The organism is Labedella gwakjiensis (assembly GCF_003014675.1).
Classification (GTDB): domain Bacteria; phylum Actinomycetota; class Actinomycetes; order Actinomycetales; family Microbacteriaceae; genus Labedella; species Labedella gwakjiensis.
Window position 1 is genome coordinate 1246649 of sequence record NZ_PYAU01000001.1, and the last position, 16163, is coordinate 1262811.

Consider the following 16163-nt stretch of genomic DNA (forward strand, 5'->3'; position numbering starts at 1 on the left):
GGTCATCCGTTCCGAAAGTTACCAACTGGTTTGTTATTCAGAGCGTACGTCGCACGCCCACCGTCGTCAAACGAACCGGTTGGTAATCTGGCGTGATGATCTCGAGACCCCCCACGCCGAAGGGCGAGGCGACCCGCCAACGCATCCTCGACGCCGCGACGGCCGAGTTCTCCGAATACGGGATCGCCGGCGCCCGCATCGACCGCATCGCGGCAGCGTCGCAGACGAACAAGGCACAGATCTACGCGTACGTCGGCAACAAGGAGGCGCTCTTCGAGACCGTTTTCGCCGCGTCGCTCGAACGCATCGTCGACGTCGTGCCGATCGACGCCGACGACGTGGCGGACTGGGCCGTCCGGCTCTACGACGAGTACCTCAAGCGCCCGGACCTCATCCGCCTCGCCACCTGGCAACGCCTCGAGCGGCGCCCGCGAGGCACGCTCGTCGACGAGGGCGCCCGCCTGGACGCCGGCAAGCTCTCGGCCATCTCGGCCGCGCAGAAATCGGGCGCGATCACCGTTCAGGGCGACCCCTTCGACGTCATGGCCCTCGTCATCTCGATGTCGATGGCCTGGTCGCCCGTGAGCAACGTCTACGCCGCGGACGCCGACGAAGCGAGAACCGAGCACGACCGCCGCCGCGCGATCCTCCGCGAGACCGTCGAACGCGCGTTCATGCGCTGACCCGTCCCCACCGCGCGTCCGCGAATGCCGGGAGACAGGTGGCAAGGGGCCAGCGGGAGCAGACGGCACGGCGTGTGCACGCTAGCGTGGAAGGGTGACGGAGCATATACGGACAGGGATCATCGGCTACGGACTGTCCGGGCGGGTGTTCCACGCACCACTGCTCGCAGCGGATGCCGACTTCCGGCTGGACGCGATCGTGACGGGAGACCCGTCGCGAACCGACGACGCCCGCGAGGCGCACCCGGACGCCGACGTGATCCCGAGCCCCGACGAGTTCTTCGAACGCGCCGGTGACCTCGACCTCGTCGTGATCGCCACGGCGAACTCCTCTCACGCGGCCCTCGCCCAGCGCGCCATCGAGAACGGCCTCGCCGTCGTGGTCGACAAGCCGTTCGCCGTGGGCTCGGCCGAGGGCGGCGAGGTGCTCCGCGAAGCCCGCGAGCGCGACACGATCCTCTCCGTCTTCCAGAACCGCCGGTGGGACGGCGACTTCCTCACGGTGCGTGAGCTCGCGGCCCGCGGAGAGCTCGGTGAGGTGTTCTCGTTCGAGTCGCGCATGGAGCGCTGGCGTCCCACCCTCCGGGCCGGCTGGAAGGCCGAGGCGCCCGTCGAGCAGGGCGGCGGCGTGCTCTACGACCTCGGTCCGCACGTGATCGACCAGGCCATCCAGCTCCTCGGACCCGTGTCCTCCGTGCATGCGGAGATCGACACGCGCGGCCAGGGACGTTCGGCCGACGACGACGTGCTCCTGTCGATCCTGCACGAGTCGGGGGTGCGCTCGCGCCTCTCGCTCAGCACCGTGAGCGCCCTCCCGACGGACCGCTTCCGCGTCCGTGGCACGAGCGCCGCATACGTCATCGGAGGGACGGACCCGCAGGAGCAGCAGCTCGGAGAGGGCCTGCCGGTCACCGACCCCGGCTACGGCCGCACCCCCGAGAGCGCCTGGGGCCTCATCGGCGCCGGCGACGAGCAGCACCCGGTGGAGACGCTCCCTGGCGACTACCCCGCCTTCTACCGCGGACTCGCCGAGGCGATCCGCGGCGAGGGCCCCCTCCCCGTCGACCCGGCGGACAGCCTCGAGGTGCTCGCCATCATCGAGGAGGCGCACGCCTCCGCGGAGTACTCCCGCTAGGAGCACCCCGCGGGCCGGCGGTGGACGCCGGCGCCCGCGTCAGGGCGTGACCATGCCGCCGTTCACGTTGAGCGTCTCGCCAATGACGAAGCTCGACTCCGCCGACGTGAGGAACACGTAAGCCGGTGCGATCTCGGCCGGTTGGGCCGCACGACCGATGGGCGCCTCGCTCGAGCCGAACTCGGGGAGGGTCTCGGGATCGACGCCGTGCGACGGCTGGAGCGCCGTCCACGTGGGGCCGGGGGCGACGACGTTCACGCGGATCCCCGTCGACGCGAGCTGCTGCGCCAGACCCTTCGAGAAGTTGTTGATCGCCCCCTTCGTCGAGGCGTAGTCGAGCCGGTCGGGAGCGGGGGTGTAGGCCTCCGCCGACGCCGTGTTGACGATCGTCGAGCCCGCGGGAAGGTGCGGGAGCGCCGCTTTGATCACGTGGAAGGCCGCGAAGACGTTGGTGCGGAACGTCGCCTCGAACTGCTCGTCGCTCAGGTCGGCGATCTCGGGCACCCACACCTGCTTGCCGGCGACGTTGACGACGGCGTCGAGTCCGCCAAGGCCCTCGACCGCCTCCTCCACGAGGCGGCGGCAGTAGGCCGGGTCCCTGAGGTCGCCGGGGATCGGCACCGCCGTGCGTCCCGCCGCCTCGATGAGGCCGATCACGTGGCGCGCGTCCTCCTCCTCTTCGGGCAGATAGGAGAGCGCGATGTCGGCGCCCTCGCGCGCGAACGCGATCGCCACGGCCCCGCCGATGCCGGAGTCCGCGCCCGTGATGAGGGCGCGGCGTCCGGCCAACCGACCGGTGCCGCGGTAGGTGTCCTCACCGAGGTCCGGCACGGGATCCATACGACCCTGCAGCCCCGGCTCCTCCTGCTGCTGCACGGGAGGCGAGATCACGGGATACAGGGTGGTCGGGTCGGCGAACGTGTACTGGTCGCGGGTCACGGGTCTCCTCGGTCGTTCTGGGTGGTCGGTCGTCCTGAGCGCTCGCGCATCTCGCGGCGCCCTTCCACTGAAGCGGCTCCAGAGCGCGACCGCGAGGCCTTTACGGATGCCGGGGGGACGCGTTATCCGAGAGCACCGACCCGTCCAGCCGATCCGTGTCACATGAACCCTGGAAATACAACGGCCGCTCCCGTTCTCGTCGGCCGACATATCGTGAATCGGCGGCCGGCTCGTCCCTGACGCACCGCCCGTCCCCCCAACCCCCACGCATCGGAGACCCTCATGTCGACGTCCCCGTCCTCACGACCGACGGCATTCGCGTTGCACGCGCTCGGGTCGAGCGCTCGAGCATTCGACGGGGTCGCCGAAGCGCTCGCCGACAGCCTCGACGTGCAGGCGATCGATCTCCCGGGCTTCGGCGACGCCGCCGCCATGACCGGGACGAGCATCCCGGAGACCATCCGCCACGTGGAGCGCGCGATCCGGCGCAGCGGTGCGACCCGGTGGATCCTCGTCGGGCACAGCATGGGAGGGAAGATCGCGTCGATGGTCGCCGCACGCGCTCTTGCCGGCGAGTCCGAGCTGTTCGGCCTCGCCGGCGTCGCGCTCCTCGCGGCGTCGCCGCCCGTGCCGGAGCCGATGGAGGAGGACCGCCGCCGACAGATGCTCTCGTGGGCGCAGGGCGACGCGATCAGCGCAGAGGACGCGCGCACGTTCGTGGACGCGAACGTGGGCACGGGCCTCGCGCCCGACGCGGACGCGCGCGCGATCGACGACGTCCGCCGTACCTCCACCGCCGCGTGGCGCGCGTGGTTCGAGACCGGCAGCCGCGAGGACCGCTCGACGGACGTCGGCGTGCTCGACCTCCCCGCGCTCATCCTCGCGGGTGGCGAGGACGGCGACCTGGGCGAGGACGCGCAACGGCGCCTCAACGAAACCGTCTATCCGCGCGCGGACGTCGAGGTCCTCCCGGGCGTCGGCCACCTCCTGCCACTCGAACGACCGCTCGCCGTGGCAGACGCCATCCGTCGATTCTGGACGACGTCGGCCGGCGTCGGACCGGCCGTCCCCCCGGACGTGGCCGCCGTGATCGCGTCGCCGCGGACGAGCGCCCGCACTCGTGGCCTCCTCGCGCAGCGGGCCGTCGCCGACGACCCGCGAGCGACCCCGCAGGCTCTCACCGATGTCCAGCTCGCGACCCTCCGAGTGCTCGCCGACCGCGTGGTCCCCCAGGACGAACCGGCCATCGACATCGCCCTCCGGGTGGACACGCAGCTCGCGGGCGGGGGAGGCGACGGCTGGCGCAACGCCGACCTGCCCACCGATCGGGAGGCGTACGCCATCGCGCTCGACGCGCTCGCCCCGTTGCGCACCCGCTCGCCGCGCGAGCTCGACACCGTCATCGCGCAGCTCTCCGAGGGCACGTACGACGAGCACGACCACTTCACCGCCGCGCAGTTCGCCGCGTGGTTCGAAGACGCCCGCGTGGACCTCGTGCGCCAGTGGCTCGCCCACCCGGCCACGATGGCCCGCATCGGCTTCGACGGTTTCGCGAACGGCGGAGACGACGTCTTCACCGGCTTCGCGCTGCTCGGCGCCGACGAACGAGAGGACTGGGAGATGCTCCCCGTGATCCCCCGATGAACCTCACCGACATGCGCACCTACGCCGACGACGAGGTCGTCGACGCCGTGATCGTGGGAACGGGCGCCGGCGGCGCTCCCCTGCTGGCCGCGCTCGCTGCGCGCGGCCTCCGCGTCGTCGCGCTCGAGGCCGGCGACAACACGGAGCCCCATGAGCACACCCCCGACGAGATCGCGGCCGCTGACGACATCAACTGGATGGACGAGCGGCTGAGCGGCGGGGAGACCCCGACGGCGTTCGGTCCGAACAACTCGGGGCGCGGCGTGGGCGGATCGACGCTGCACTGGGGAGCGTTCGCGCCCCGCCCGAGTGAGCACGACCTCCGACTCCGTTCCGAATCGGGTCGCGGCGAGGACTGGCCGATCGACCACGCGGAACTCGTGGGCTACATCGAGACGGTCGAACACTTCGTGGGCGTCTCCGGTCCTTCCCACTACCCGTGGGACCCGGACCGCCGCTACCTCTTCCCGCCCGTCGCACGCAACGCATCGGCCGACATGATGATCCGGGGCTGCGAGGCCGTGGGCGTCCGCGCTACCGACGCACCGGCGGCGCTCGTGACGCGCGACCACGATCACGACCACGGCGGCCACCGTTCCGCGTGCGCCAACTGCGGCACATGTCACCAGGGCTGCCGCAACGGCGCCAAGGTGAGCATGGACACCACCTACCTGCCGCAGGCCGTCGCGGACGGCGCCGAGATCCGGCCGGGCTCGACCGTTCACGGCATCGAGCGCGGACCCGACGGCCGCGTGACGGCCGTCGTCTACCGCCGCGACGGCGTCGACCACCGCCAGCGCTGCGCGAACCTGTTCCTCTGTGCCGGTGGCGTCGAGACGCCGCGGCTCCTGCTCCACACCGGGATCGGCAACAGCAGCGGCCAGGTCGGCCGCAACTTCATGGCCCACGGTGGCGTGCAGGTGTGGGGCCGGTTCGAGCAGGAGATGCGCGGCTACCGCGGATACCCCTCGTCGATCATCTCGGAGGACTTCGTGCGGCCGGCCGGTGCCGACTTCGCGGGCGGCTACCTCATGCAGAGCCTCGGCGTCATGCCGCTCACACTCGCGACGACCCTCGTCCGTGGCGCAGGTCTCTGGGGACGGGAACTCGTCGAGGCGATGGACGGCTACAGGTTCATGGCGGGTATCGGCATCAACGGCGAGTGCCTGCCGAGCGAGGGAAACCTCCTCGAGCTCGCCGACGAGGTCGACGACCTCGGCATCCCGAAGGCGCGGATCACGTTCAGCGCCGGCGAGAACGAGGACGCGATCGACCGACACGCCATCCGCACGATGACCTCGATCGTCGAGGCCGCCGGGGCGACGGCGACGATGGTGCTGCCCCGAACGGCGCACACCCTCGGCACCGCCCGTATGGGGTCGGACCGCGAACGCGCGGTCGTGGACCCCGATGGCCGCAGCTTCGACGTGCCGAACCTGTGGATCTGCGACAACTCGGTCTTCCCGAGCTCGCTCATCGCCAACCCGGCCCTCGCGACCATGGCTCTCTCCCTCCGCACGGCCGACCGATTCTTGGCCTCCGCGCGCTGATCGCTCTGGCCGCCGGCCCCCGCCGGTGGGACCATGGGTCATGGCGAACGAGGTGAGCGAGTACATCGCAGAGCTGCCGGAACCCGAGCGGTCGCGGATCCGTGAGATCTACGATCGGGCGCGAGCGCTCGTGCCCGACGCGGTCGAGGGCGTGAGCTACGGCATGCCGTCGCTCATCTACCGCGGCAAGGGCCTCGTCTCGGTCATGAACACGAAGAAGCACATCGGCGTCTACCCGTACGGGAACCTCGCGGACCTCGCGGACGATGTGGCCGCGGCCGGACTCGGGAGCACGAAGGGATCGATCCACCTGCGCGCAGGTGAACGCCTCCCCGACGACCTGCTCGAGCGATTCGTGCGGAGACGGGTCGCACAGATCGACGGGGCGTGACCTGCCGTTGGAGAGCGGCGGGCCGGGCGAGGCGTCAGGCGACGGCCGCCCGCCTCCACATCGCGGCGGGCGAGGCCCCGGGGATGCCCTCGACGTTCGCGATCGTCGTGAAACCGTAGCGGCGGTACAGGGCACGATTGCGCTCGTTCGACGATTCGAGGTAGGCGGGCATGCCCGACGCATCGATCGCGGCGAGCCGCGACGTGAGGAGGGCCGACCCCACCCCCGCGCCGCGCGCCGCGTCGCCGACACCGATCTGCGCGAGGTACCAGTGCGGCTCGGCCGGCCGGTACGTGCCGAGGACGCCCTGTAGGCGGAGAGCCGCCGGAAGGCCGCTCCAACCGAGCGCGCGGAGGAATTCCGGGGCGCGGCGCACCTGGGAGAACAACGACGCGTGGTGACCGGGCGCCTCCCAGATCGCGGCACCGAGGACGGCGCCGTCGTCGTCGCGACGGGCCACGTCGACGCGGCCGGTCGCGAGCGCACCCGACGCCATGAGCGCCCGGAACAGCCCGGCGAGGCGGGAACGGCGGTTCCTCCCGGTGATGAGCGAACCCATCACCGTCTCGTTCTCGAAGGCGGACGCGAGCACATCGGCGGTGTCGGCGACGGTGGCGGGTGTGGCGGGGACGATGGTGAACACGGTCGCTCCTCGGGTATCGGTCGGTGTGGTGGAGGCGGAGGTGGAGGTGGTGGTGGTTGTGGTCGAGAGGCTCATGAGACCGTCTCTCCGTCGATCACTCGCAGCATCAGTGCGACGAGCCGCTCCCGCTGCACGTCGGAGACGTCGAGCACTCCCGTGGCCTCGCTGATCCACAGACCGTTCGTCGCGAGCCAGACGAGGAGGAGGGGCGTCGGATCGGCGTCTGCAGCGAAGTCGAACCAGCGGCGCAGGTAGTCGAGCCACGGCTGCGAGAGCGTCGGGCGCCGGACAGCTTCCGAGAAGACCACGAACTCGCCCTGCGTGACACCGCCGGACCCGGCGAAGTGCACGAAGGCACGCACGCGGTCCTCGAGCGTCGATCCCTCGAGCGGGGCGCCGAGCACATCGAGCAGCTCGGCCTGCCACCGACCGACGACGTGCTCGATGATCGCGATCATCATCGCGTCCTTCGACGGGAAGTGGTACATGAGACCGGCCTTCGTGAGCCCCGCCTCGCGCGCCACCGAGTCGTACGTGATGTCGGCGCCCTCGGCCCTGTCGACCACCCGCAGTGCGGCGTCGAGGATGTCTGATCGGTTGCTCGGCCTCATGATCGTAAACATACCGTACGTACGGTAGGTTTACGATCGGTCGCAGAGACCTCCCAGAATTCCCTCGCCGGCACCACTCCCGAGAGACGCCTGCGACGGGCATGTCCACCCGACACGCCCTGACGCCGCTCGAACTCATCCCCCGACCCCCTCCGCACGACACCCCCCTCCCCGTCCGGGCCTGCGAAGTGGGGGAGCGCCACGACGCACCCCGCACGTAGCGTGCTGAGAAGGACACATCCGTCGGGAGGGCAGGCACATGACGCCACCCCGCGCACGCCGACTCCCCCGGAGCCCGCGGTGACACCCGCCCAGCACCGACGCAGAGGGCTCGTCCTCGTGTCGCTCCTCGTGCTCACGACGGCCGCGGCGGCCTGCTCGCTCGGCTCGATCACCCAATCGACGAGGGAAGCCCCGTCCGCCTCCGGTCGGCTTCCCTTGCCGGCCGCATTCACCACCGAACCGGCCGGGATCCCGCTCTTCGATCCCGCACTCCTCAGCGACTCGGGGCCGACGGACCACGCGGCAGGCGAAGCACGCCAGAACGCCGACGGCTATTGGTTCTACGCCGTGACGCAGGGCGACACGGCCGCCGCGATCTGCGCGCGCTTCGGACGCTCCTGGTGGCAGCTCGAGACGATCGAGGGCCGCGGGGGATTCGACTGCAGCAGCTCCATCCACGTCGGAGACATCCTCATCCCCACCGGATACTCCTGGGAGCAGGTCCAGGAGGCCCACGGCCTGCCACCGCTCCCCCACGACAACCCGTTCACGGGCTCGTGACCGGCGGCTCGCCGCGCGCTCACACGGTGGTGGATTCCGTCGCCGTGGTCCGCTCGCTCGTGGCTCCGCGGGAACGGCGGAGCGAGGCGAAGCCGCGCACGGCCAACACGGACGTGGCGACGACGAAGACCACCTGCATGACCGAGCGCGGGACGAGTGTCTGATTCCACGGCAGGTCGGCTCCCGACAGGGCGAGCTCGACATTGGCCGGGAACATCGCGATCAGCAGCAACGTGAGCCCGGTCGCCGCCCACGGGGCGAGGCGGCGGGACACCATCGCCAGAGCGGCGGCGAGCTCGAGGACGCCCGTCAGGTCGATGACGAGGTCCGGATTCGGGAACAGGTCGGGCACCATGTCGATCAACTCCTCCCTCATCCCGACGAAGTGACTCGAGCCCGAGACGAGGAACATCGCGGCGACGGCGATGCGGAGCGCCACCGTGACATCGGGACGCCGCGCAGTGCCGCGAGCCGTGACGAGGAGGGCCGCGACGAATGCGGCGACGAGGACGATGAACGGAACCATGATGAACTCCAGTCGGGGATGGATCGGTGGCGTCAGAGGGCGGCCACACACCCGCGACGGGGTGCACGGGAGCCGTCCCTGCGCGGGGGCCGGGGCATCCGGCCAGGTTGGATAGTGTCAGTACCCAATATTAGGTAGTTAGACTATCCAGCGCAAGACCACCCGACGACAGCGGCCTCGACGAAAGGTCCCCATGCGCATCTCGGAACTCGCCACCGCGAGCGGCGTGCCCATCGCCACCCTGAAGTTCTACCTGCGCGAGGGCATGCTCGAGCGCGGCACCGTGACCGCCGCGACGCGCGCCGAATACGGGCCGGAGCACCTCGAACGCGTCGGCCTCATCGGAGCCTTGACCGGGGTCCGCGGACTCCCCCTCGCCAAAGTGCGCGAGATCCTCGCGATCATCGACGAACCCGATGCCGACCTCGTCGCCGCGATGGGACACGGGGTCGCGGCGCTGCCGCCCTATGTCGAGACGCCGACGGTCACCTCCGAGCGCGCCGCGTCGACGGCTCGGGCTCTCGGCATCGAGTTCGACCCCGAGTACCCCGCCTCAGCCCAACTCGAGGCGGCCATCGAGGGGCTCGAGCGGGCCGGACTCGCGTGGGACGACGACATCGCCCGACGCTATTGGGACGCGGTCCTCCCCCTCGCCCGGGAGGAACTCGCGCCCGTCTCCTCGATGAGCGATCGCGAGGCGGTGGCCTACGCCGTGCTCGGCACCGCCCTCTACGAGCCGGTCATCCTCGCCCTCCGCCGCCTCGCCCACCGCCGGCTCGCCGAAGACCGGTGAGATGACAGGAATGGTCGCCATCCGACGAGGGATGACGACCATTCGCGACACCTCACGGGAGGTGGGGGGGGTGGGACTACGCGCGGGAGCGGAGGAGCGTGAACGACTCGTCGCGGACGATGAGGGTCGTGACCTCGCCCTCGACCGTCTGTCCGGCGTCGCTCGACGCGGCGAGCTCCCACTCGGCGTTCGGCGCCTGCGGCACCGTGAACTCCACGCCGTTGTCGGCCGCGTTGAAGAGCAGCGCGAATGCATCGGCGCCCTCGTGCTCGAACACGAACGTGATCGAACGCGCGTCGGGGTTGTCCCAGTCCTCGTCGGCGAAGCCCTCTCCGTCCGAACGCAGCACGTCGACGGTGTCGCGCGCGTCGTCGGCATCGGGGGCCTGTCGGAACCACGTCGGTCGCAGAGCGGGCGACGTGCGGCGCAGCTCGATGAGCGACGTCGTGAACGCGAGCAGGTCCTGGTCGGCGTTCGCCCAGTCGAACCACGAGATCTCGTCGTCCTGGCAGTAGGCGTTGTTGTTGCCGCCCTGCGTGCGGCCGAGCTCGTCGCCGCCGAGGATCATCGGGACGCCGGCGGAGAGGAGCAGCGTCGCGAGGAGGTTGCGGCGCTTGCGGTCGCGGCGCTCGTTCACGGCCTCGTCGTCGGTCGGGCCCTCGGCGCCGCCGTTGGTCGACTTGTTGTCGCTCTCGCCGTCGTTGTTGTCCTCGCCGTTCGCCTCGTTGTGCTTCTCGGCGTAGGAGGTGAGGTCGGCGAGGGTGAAGCCGTCGTGCGCCGTCACGAAGTTGACGCTCGACAGCGGCGAGCGCCGCGACGACTCGTACACGTCGGGCGAGCCGAGCACGCGCTGCGCGAGCGTGCCGAGCACGGCGTCCGTGCTGTTCCAGAAGTCGCGTACATCGTCGCGGAACTTCCCGTTCCACTCCGACCAGTCGGCGGGGAAGCCGCCCACCTGGTAGCCGGCGGTGTCCCACGGCTCGGCGATCATCTTCACGGGCGCGAGCACCGGGTCCTGCTGGATGAGGGTGAGGAACGCACTGTGCAGTTCGGCGTCGCCGCCCTGGCGCGTGAGCGTCGTGGCGAGGTCGAAGCGGAAGCCGTCGACGTGCATCTCGGTGACCCAGTAGCGCAGCGAGTCCATGATGAGCCCGAGCGCGGCGGGGTGGCCGACGTTGAGGCTGTTGCCCGTTCCCGTGGTGTCGAAGTAGTTGCCCTCGTCGCCCTCGACGAGGCGGTAGTAGGCGGCGTTGTCGATGCCCTTGAACGATAGCGTCGGGCCCATGTGGTTACCCTCGGCGGTGTGGTTGTAGACCACGTCGAGGATCACCTCGAGTCCGGCGGCGTGGAGATCCTTCACCATCTGCTTGAACTCGGCCACCTGGCCGCCGCCATCGCCCGCCGCTGCGTACTCGTTGTGCGGGGCGAAGAAGCCGATGGAGTTGTAGCCCCAGTAGTTGCGGAGGCCCTTCTCCTCGAGGTGGCTGTCCTGCACGAACTGCTGCACGGGGAGGAGCTCCACGGCGGTCACGCCGAGGTCGGTGAAGTGCTTGATCGCGGCGGGGTGCGCGAGGCCGGCGTACGTTCCGCGGATGTCCTCGGGCACGTCGGGGTGCAGCTGCGTGAAGCCCTTCACGTGCGTCTCGTAGACGACCGTGTCGGAGAGGAGCGTGCGGGGCGCGACGTCGCCGGACCAGTCGAAGGACGGGTCGGTGATGACGCAGCGCGGCGTCGCGTCGGCGGAGTCCGTGTCGTCTCGCGTCTCGGACTCGTTCATGTCGTGGCCGAAGACGGCCTGACCCCACGTGTAGCCGCCCTCGATCGCCGTGGCGTGCGGGTCGAGGAGGAGCTTCTCGACGTTGTGGCGGATCCCTGCCTCGGGGTTCCACGGACCGTCGACGCGGATGCCGTACCGCGTGCCCACCTCGGCACCCTCGACGAAGCCGTGGAAGACGTGGCCGGTGCGCTCGGCGACACGGACGCGGGTCTCTTCGCCGCTCTCGTCGAAGATGCACACGTAGACGGCGTCGGCCGTCTCGGAGTAGAGGGCGAAGTTCTGGCGACCGTCGATGACGGAGAAGCCGAGCGGGTACGGGAGGGAGCGCGCCGAAGCCATGGTGGTCCTGTCGATGAGATGGCGCGCAGCACGGGAGTCCGCACGGCGGCCTGAGGGGAGAGGGGAGGCCGCCTGCTCGGCGGGCCTCCCTCGATCATGCGGGAACTCCCCGAGTAGACAGGGGTGTTGACGACCGCCGCGATCTGTGCTCGTCCGGCGAGCAGACTGCGCGACTACCGGACCAGCACCGACGGGTTGCATGACCTCGGCACCGAGGTCATCGATCTTGCAGCGGACGTGTCGGTCGCCGACATCCGGGCTCGGGCCGAAGAGAAGAACGCACGTCGCCCGTCCAATCCGGCTGAGGCCGTGCGAGAGGCGGTCGCCGAGGCTCGCCGAAGCGCCGGTCAGCTGCGGAGGTTCGAGGCTCCGTTGAGGTCGAGGATCGTGCCGGACGCCCACACGGCGTCCGGTGACGCGAGGTAGAGGATCGCGGCGGCCACCTCCTCCGGGGTGCCGACGCGGCCGAAGGGGCTCTGCGAACGGATCGCGTCACCGACCTCCCCCGCGAGCTTCGCCTGCTGGCGCTCTGTGGAGACGAAGCCCGGCGCGACCGTGCTCACGGCGATGCCGTGCGGGGCGAGCGAGAGCGCGATCGACTGGCCGAGCGCGTGCAGACCTGCCTTGCTCGCCGCGTAGGCGGGGTAGTCCGGCTCCCCGACGAACACGCCGCGCGATCCGACGTTGACGATCGAGCCGCCGCTCCCCTGCTCGATGAGGTGTCGGGCGACGCACCACGTGAGGTTCGCCGTGCCGACCAGGTCGACGTCGACCATGCTGCGCCACGCCCCCTGCCACGACTCGTAGGACGACGCGTCGATCGGATGGCCGTTCGTCGCCGAGGGGCCGACCGCCGCATTGTTGACGAGGACGTCGAGGCCGCCGAGCCCGCGGACCGCGTCGTCCGCGATCCGTCGCGCCTGCTCCGGGTCGGCCAGATCGCCCGCCACGACGACGTGGCCCGAGCCGGCGAGCAGGGAGAGCGTCTCGTCCGCGTCCTTCCGGCTGTGGCCGTGGTGCACGGCCACGCGCGCACCCGTCGCGGCGAACGCGACGGCCGCCGCCCGTCCGATCCCGCGGGAGGCCCCGGTCACGAGCACGCGTCGCCTGTTCTCCGACATGCCCTCATCCTCCCAGGCCCTGGGACGGAAGCGGTCGGCGCCGAGGCTCGGATCCTCCGGTCGACCTGGGCGGTGTATTCGCGCATCGGGTGGCTCAGCGGTTCAGGCGCGGCCCGCCGTCCAACGGGACGCCGATCACCATGGTGAGCCCGCCGCCCGGGGTGTCCTCCGTGTCGAGCCGGCCGCCCATGCCCTCCATGAATCCCTTCGAGAGGGCGAGACCGAGCCCGAGGCCCGTGAGGTTGTCGGTGTCGCCCAGACGCTGGAACGGCACGAAGATGTCCGTCCGCCTCTCGGGCGCGACTCCGGGCCCATGATCGGAGATCCGGATCTCCGCGCGGTCGGCGAAGCTGCTCGTCGAGATCCGCACACGGGTGCCGGGAGGGGCGAAGCGCCTCGCGTTGTCGAGGACGTTCACGACGACGCGAGCGAGGAGCCCGGGGTCCGCGAGGAGCGGCGGGAGGTCGGGGTCCAGGACGAGCTCGACGTCGGCCGGACCGATCCCGAGCTCGTCGAAGGCCGGCAGGATGACGTCCTCGGCGTCGACGCGGCGGACGGCGACGGCGAGGACGCCGGCCTCGAGCCGGCTCACGTCGAGCAGGTCCGTGACGAGCGACGACAGCGTCGTGAGACTCTCCTGGGCGGTCGCGAGGAGCTCTTCCCGGTCCCCGTCGCTCCACTCCACCTCGGTGGAACGCAGCCCGCTGACGGCGGCCGTCGCGGCCGTGAGCGGGCGACGGAGGTCGTGACCGAGCGCCGAGAGGAGCGCGGTCCGCACCCGGTCGTTCTCCGTGAGCGGGCCCACCTTCCTCGCCGTCCGCGAGAGGTCGACGTGTTCGAGGACCACCTCGATCTGCGACGCGATGACCGTGAGGAGGCGCCGCTCGGACGCCTCGAGATCGGCCCCGTGCAGTTCGAGCGTCGCCCGTGTTCCGACGGGGATCGACGCGAACGCGTCGTCGGGCCGCGGCTCGCCGTCCCGACCGAGGACCTGTCCGTCCGCGACGAGCCGGACACCGGTGAGGTTGAACGCCTCCCGCGTGCGGCTCACGAGCGCCTGGAGCGCGCCCTCCCCGCGGAGCACGCTGCCGGACACCGTCGCGAGGAGCTCCGATTCCGCGGCGGCACGATGCGCCACCCGACTGCGGCGCGCGGCCTGATCCACCACGACGCTCACGAGCACGGCGTTCAGCACGTAGAGCACGAGGGCGAACAGGTGCAGGGGCTCGTCGACCGTGACGGTGTAGAACGGCTCGACGAAGAAGAAGTCGAGGGTGAGACCGGACAGCAGCGCGGCGAAGAGAGCCGGCCAGATACCGCCGACGAGGGCGACGACGATCACGAGGAGCTGATAGCTGAGCACGTCGCTCGTGATCGAGTCGGGGCTGCGGAACCCGACGAGCACCCAGGTCAACAGGGGTCCGGCCAGCAGCGCGAGCAGCAGCCCGGCGATCCGGCGACGCAGGGTGAGGGCCCCTCCCAGACGGGGAAGGGAGAACCGGCCGCCGGCGGCTTCGTGATTGACGATGTGGACGTCGATCGCTCCGGCCTCTCGGGTGACGGTCGCTCCGATCCCGGGCCCGGTGAGCGCGGCCGCGAGTCGACTGCGGCGGCTCACACCGATGACGAGCTGCGTCGCGTTGACGCTCCGAGCGAAGTCGACGAGAGCCCGGGGGACGTCGTCGCCGACGACCTGGTGATACGTGCCGCCGAGCTTCTCCACGAGTGCCCGCTGATGGGCCAGGGCGTCCGGATCCGCGGTCCGGAGACCGTCCTGGCTCGTGATGTGCACGGCGAGGAGCTCCCCTCCGGCGGAGCGGGCGGCGATCCGGGCTCCGCGGCGGAGCAGCGTCTCCCCCTCGACCCCGCCGGTGAGCGTGACGACGACGCGCTCGCGCGCCTCCCATTTGCTGTCGATGCCGTGTTCGGCTCGATAGTCCTTCAGCGCACTGTCCACCTCGTCGGCGAGCCAGAGGAGGGCCAGCTCGCGGAGGGCCGTGAGGTTGCCGAGCCGGAAGTAGTTGGACAGGGCGGCGTCGATGCGTTCGGCGGGGTAGACGCGGCCTCCGGCCAAGCGATCGCGCAGGGCCTCCGGCGCGAGGTCGACCACTTCGATCTGGTCGGCGGCGCGCAGCACGTGGTCGGGGATCGTCTCCCGCTGCGGGACTCCCGTGATCTGCTGCACGACGTCGTTGAGCGACTCGATGTGCTGGATGTTGACGGTGGAGATCACGTCGATGCCGGCCTCGAGCAGTCGCTCGACGTCCTGCCACCGCTTCTCGTGCGCCGACCCTGGCGCGTTGGTGTGGGCGAGCTCGTCGACGAGAGCGAGATCGGGATGCCGGGAGAGGACCCCGTCGAGGTCCATCTCGGTCAGCTCGATCCCGCGGTGCTCCACGACGGAACGCGGGACGATCTCGAGCCCCTCGGTCATGGCCGTCGTCGCGACCCGACCGTGCGTCTCGACGACGGCGACCACCACGTCGACGCCCTCACCCAGGAGGCGCTTGCCCTCCTCGAGCATCGTGTAGGTCTTGCCGACGCCTGGGGCGGCGCCCAGCAGCACCCGGAGCCGCCCTCGCTTCATCGGCTAGCCGTCCAGTTCCTGCAGCGCGATGTTGAGCTCGAGCACGTTCACGCGGCTCTCGCCGAGGTACCCGGCGTCGGGACCCTGGATGGACCTCTCCACGAGGGCGCGCACGTCCTCGACGGGGAGGCCGCGTTCGTCCGCGACGCGCTCCACCTGGAGCAGCGCATACGCGGGGCTGATGTGCGGGTCGAGGCCGGATGCCGAGGCCGTGACGGCGTCGACCGGCACCTCGTCGGGGTCGACTCCGTTGAACGCGGCCACCTGCGCGCGACGTTCCTCGATCGCCGCGATGAGGTCGTCGTTCTCCGGTCCGAGGTTCGATCCGCTCGACGCACCGGCGTCGTACCCGTCGCCGGCGGCCGACGGGCGGGACTGGAACCACTGGGGCAGCGGGTTGCCGTCGGCGTCGGTGAACGACTGACCGATGAGGGACGACCCCACCGTCTCACCGTCCGCCGACACCGTGGATCCGTTCGCCTGCGCCGGGAAGGCGAGCTGGCCGACTCCGAGGACGACGAGCGGATAGCCGACGCCCAGGAGGACAGTGAGGACGAGCATCGCCCGTACGGCGACTCCCGCCGTCCGGAGGGTGCTGCGTGGTGCACTCATGACGAGTTTCTTCTTTCTCGAGCTGCTGA

Annotated in this window: 15 protein-coding genes; 7 read left to right on the plus strand and 8 right to left on the minus strand. The window is 70.7% G+C overall.

All coding sequences use genetic code 11. The features are described 5' to 3' along the window. Positions 1 to 95 precede the first annotated feature (95 nt). The gene (locus CLV49_RS05845) at positions 96 to 683 is read left to right on the plus strand and encodes a TetR family transcriptional regulator (protein ID WP_106562694.1); all 588 of its coding nucleotides are present in this window, start codon (positions 96 to 98) and stop codon (positions 681 to 683) included. A 94-nt stretch (positions 684 to 777) separates the two neighbouring features. Continuing rightward, positions 778 to 1818 carry a Gfo/Idh/MocA family protein gene (locus CLV49_RS05850; RefSeq protein WP_106562695.1) on the plus strand — a complete coding sequence of 347 codons (1041 nt, stop codon included), beginning with the start codon at positions 778 to 780 and terminating at the stop codon, positions 1816 to 1818. Between the two features lie 39 nt (positions 1819 to 1857). Here the strand turns inward: CLV49_RS05850 and CLV49_RS05855 are convergent, their stop codons facing one another. Next, complete coding sequence (locus tag CLV49_RS05855) at positions 1858 to 2757, minus strand: SDR family oxidoreductase (protein ID WP_243696743.1); 900 nt, start codon at positions 2755 to 2757, stop codon at positions 1858 to 1860. A gap of 282 nt (positions 2758 to 3039) precedes the next feature. Between CLV49_RS05855 and CLV49_RS05860 the strand changes: the two genes are divergently transcribed. From CLV49_RS05860 to CLV49_RS05870, 3 genes are read left to right on the plus strand one after another with little or no spacing between them, the layout of a single operon-like run. Further along, on the plus strand, positions 3040 to 4401 hold the full coding sequence (locus CLV49_RS05860) for an alpha/beta hydrolase (protein WP_106562697.1): 1362 nt from the start codon (positions 3040 to 3042) through the stop codon (positions 4399 to 4401). Beyond that, positions 4398 to 5951: a GMC family oxidoreductase gene (locus CLV49_RS05865; protein ID WP_106562698.1), complete on the plus strand. Its 1554-nt coding sequence runs from the start codon at positions 4398 to 4400 to the stop codon at positions 5949 to 5951. Before CLV49_RS05860 ends, CLV49_RS05865 begins: the two co-directional genes overlap by 4 nt. A gap of 40 nt (positions 5952 to 5991) precedes the next feature. Further along, positions 5992 to 6342 carry an iron chaperone gene (locus tag CLV49_RS05870; RefSeq protein WP_106562699.1) on the plus strand — a complete coding sequence of 117 codons (351 nt, stop codon included), beginning with the start codon at positions 5992 to 5994 and terminating at the stop codon, positions 6340 to 6342. 34 nt (positions 6343 to 6376) lie between these two features. Here the strand turns inward: CLV49_RS05870 and CLV49_RS05875 are convergent, their stop codons facing one another. Further along, entirely contained in the window at positions 6377 to 6985 is a 609-nt protein-coding gene (locus CLV49_RS05875; protein WP_243696744.1) for a GNAT family N-acetyltransferase, read from the minus strand. Between the two features lie 71 nt (positions 6986 to 7056). Further along, positions 7057 to 7596: a TetR/AcrR family transcriptional regulator gene (locus CLV49_RS05880; protein ID WP_158261908.1), complete on the minus strand. Its 540-nt coding sequence runs from the start codon at positions 7594 to 7596 to the stop codon at positions 7057 to 7059. Positions 7597 to 7896: 300 nt separating this feature from the next. On the opposite strand from CLV49_RS05880, the gene CLV49_RS05885 reads away from it, so the two are divergent. Next, on the plus strand, positions 7897 to 8379 hold the full coding sequence (locus CLV49_RS05885) for a hypothetical protein (RefSeq protein WP_127054490.1): 483 nt from the start codon (positions 7897 to 7899) through the stop codon (positions 8377 to 8379). 19 nt (positions 8380 to 8398) lie between these two features. On the opposite strand, the gene CLV49_RS05890 is transcribed toward CLV49_RS05885, so the two are convergent. Next, entirely contained in the window at positions 8399 to 8905 is a 507-nt protein-coding gene (locus CLV49_RS05890; RefSeq protein WP_106562703.1) for a DoxX family protein, read from the minus strand. Positions 8906 to 9098: 193 nt separating this feature from the next. Here CLV49_RS05890 and CLV49_RS05895 point away from each other — a divergent pair, with 193 nt between their 5' ends. After that, positions 9099 to 9698, plus strand: coding sequence for a MerR family transcriptional regulator (locus CLV49_RS05895; RefSeq protein WP_106562704.1), 600 nt, complete (start codon positions 9099 to 9101; stop codon positions 9696 to 9698). A gap of 76 nt (positions 9699 to 9774) precedes the next feature. On the opposite strand, the gene glgX is transcribed toward CLV49_RS05895, so the two are convergent. From glgX to kdpC, 4 genes are all read right to left on the minus strand, one after another. Continuing rightward, positions 9775 to 11814 carry a glycogen debranching protein GlgX gene (glgX, locus tag CLV49_RS05900; RefSeq protein WP_106562705.1) on the minus strand — a complete coding sequence of 680 codons (2040 nt, stop codon included), beginning with the start codon at positions 11812 to 11814 and terminating at the stop codon, positions 9775 to 9777. A gap of 347 nt (positions 11815 to 12161) precedes the next feature. Then, entirely contained in the window at positions 12162 to 12935 is a 774-nt protein-coding gene (locus CLV49_RS05905) for an SDR family NAD(P)-dependent oxidoreductase (protein WP_208019874.1), read from the minus strand. Between the two features lie 94 nt (positions 12936 to 13029). Continuing rightward, positions 13030 to 15522, minus strand: a complete 2493-nt coding sequence (locus tag CLV49_RS05910) for a DUF4118 domain-containing protein (protein ID WP_106562706.1) — start codon at positions 15520 to 15522, stop codon at positions 13030 to 13032. A 3-nt stretch (positions 15523 to 15525) separates the two neighbouring features. Further along, complete coding sequence (kdpC, locus tag CLV49_RS05915) at positions 15526 to 16134, minus strand: potassium-transporting ATPase subunit KdpC (protein WP_106562707.1); 609 nt, start codon at positions 16132 to 16134, stop codon at positions 15526 to 15528. Between the last annotated feature and the right edge of the window lie 29 nt (positions 16135 to 16163).

Bases quoted from the DNA above. Each gene is read 5' to 3' on its own strand.
- CLV49_RS05845 (WP_106562694.1), top strand. From the start codon at position 96: ATGATCTCGAGACCCCCCACGCCGAAGGGCGAGGCGACCCGCCAACGC.
- CLV49_RS05860 (WP_106562697.1), top strand. From the start codon at position 3,040: ATGTCGACGTCCCCGTCCTCACGACCGACGGCATTCGCGTTGCACGCG.
- CLV49_RS05865 (WP_106562698.1), top strand. From the start codon at position 4,398: ATGAACCTCACCGACATGCGCACCTACGCCGACGACGAGGTCGTCGAC.
- CLV49_RS05870 (WP_106562699.1), top strand. From the start codon at position 5,992: ATGGCGAACGAGGTGAGCGAGTACATCGCAGAGCTGCCGGAACCCGAG.
- CLV49_RS05880 (WP_158261908.1), bottom strand. From the start codon at position 7,596: ATGAGGCCGAGCAACCGATCAGACATCCTCGACGCCGCACTGCGGGTG.
- CLV49_RS05890 (WP_106562703.1), bottom strand. From the start codon at position 8,905: ATGGTTCCGTTCATCGTCCTCGTCGCCGCATTCGTCGCGGCCCTCCTC.
- CLV49_RS05895 (WP_106562704.1), top strand. From the start codon at position 9,099: ATGCGCATCTCGGAACTCGCCACCGCGAGCGGCGTGCCCATCGCCACC.
- glgX (WP_106562705.1), bottom strand. From the start codon at position 11,814: ATGGCTTCGGCGCGCTCCCTCCCGTACCCGCTCGGCTTCTCCGTCATC.
- CLV49_RS05905 (WP_208019874.1), bottom strand. From the start codon at position 12,935: ATGTCGGAGAACAGGCGACGCGTGCTCGTGACCGGGGCCTCCCGCGGG.
- CLV49_RS05910 (WP_106562706.1), bottom strand. From the start codon at position 15,522: ATGAAGCGAGGGCGGCTCCGGGTGCTGCTGGGCGCCGCCCCAGGCGTC.
- kdpC (WP_106562707.1), bottom strand. From the start codon at position 16,134: ATGAGTGCACCACGCAGCACCCTCCGGACGGCGGGAGTCGCCGTACGG.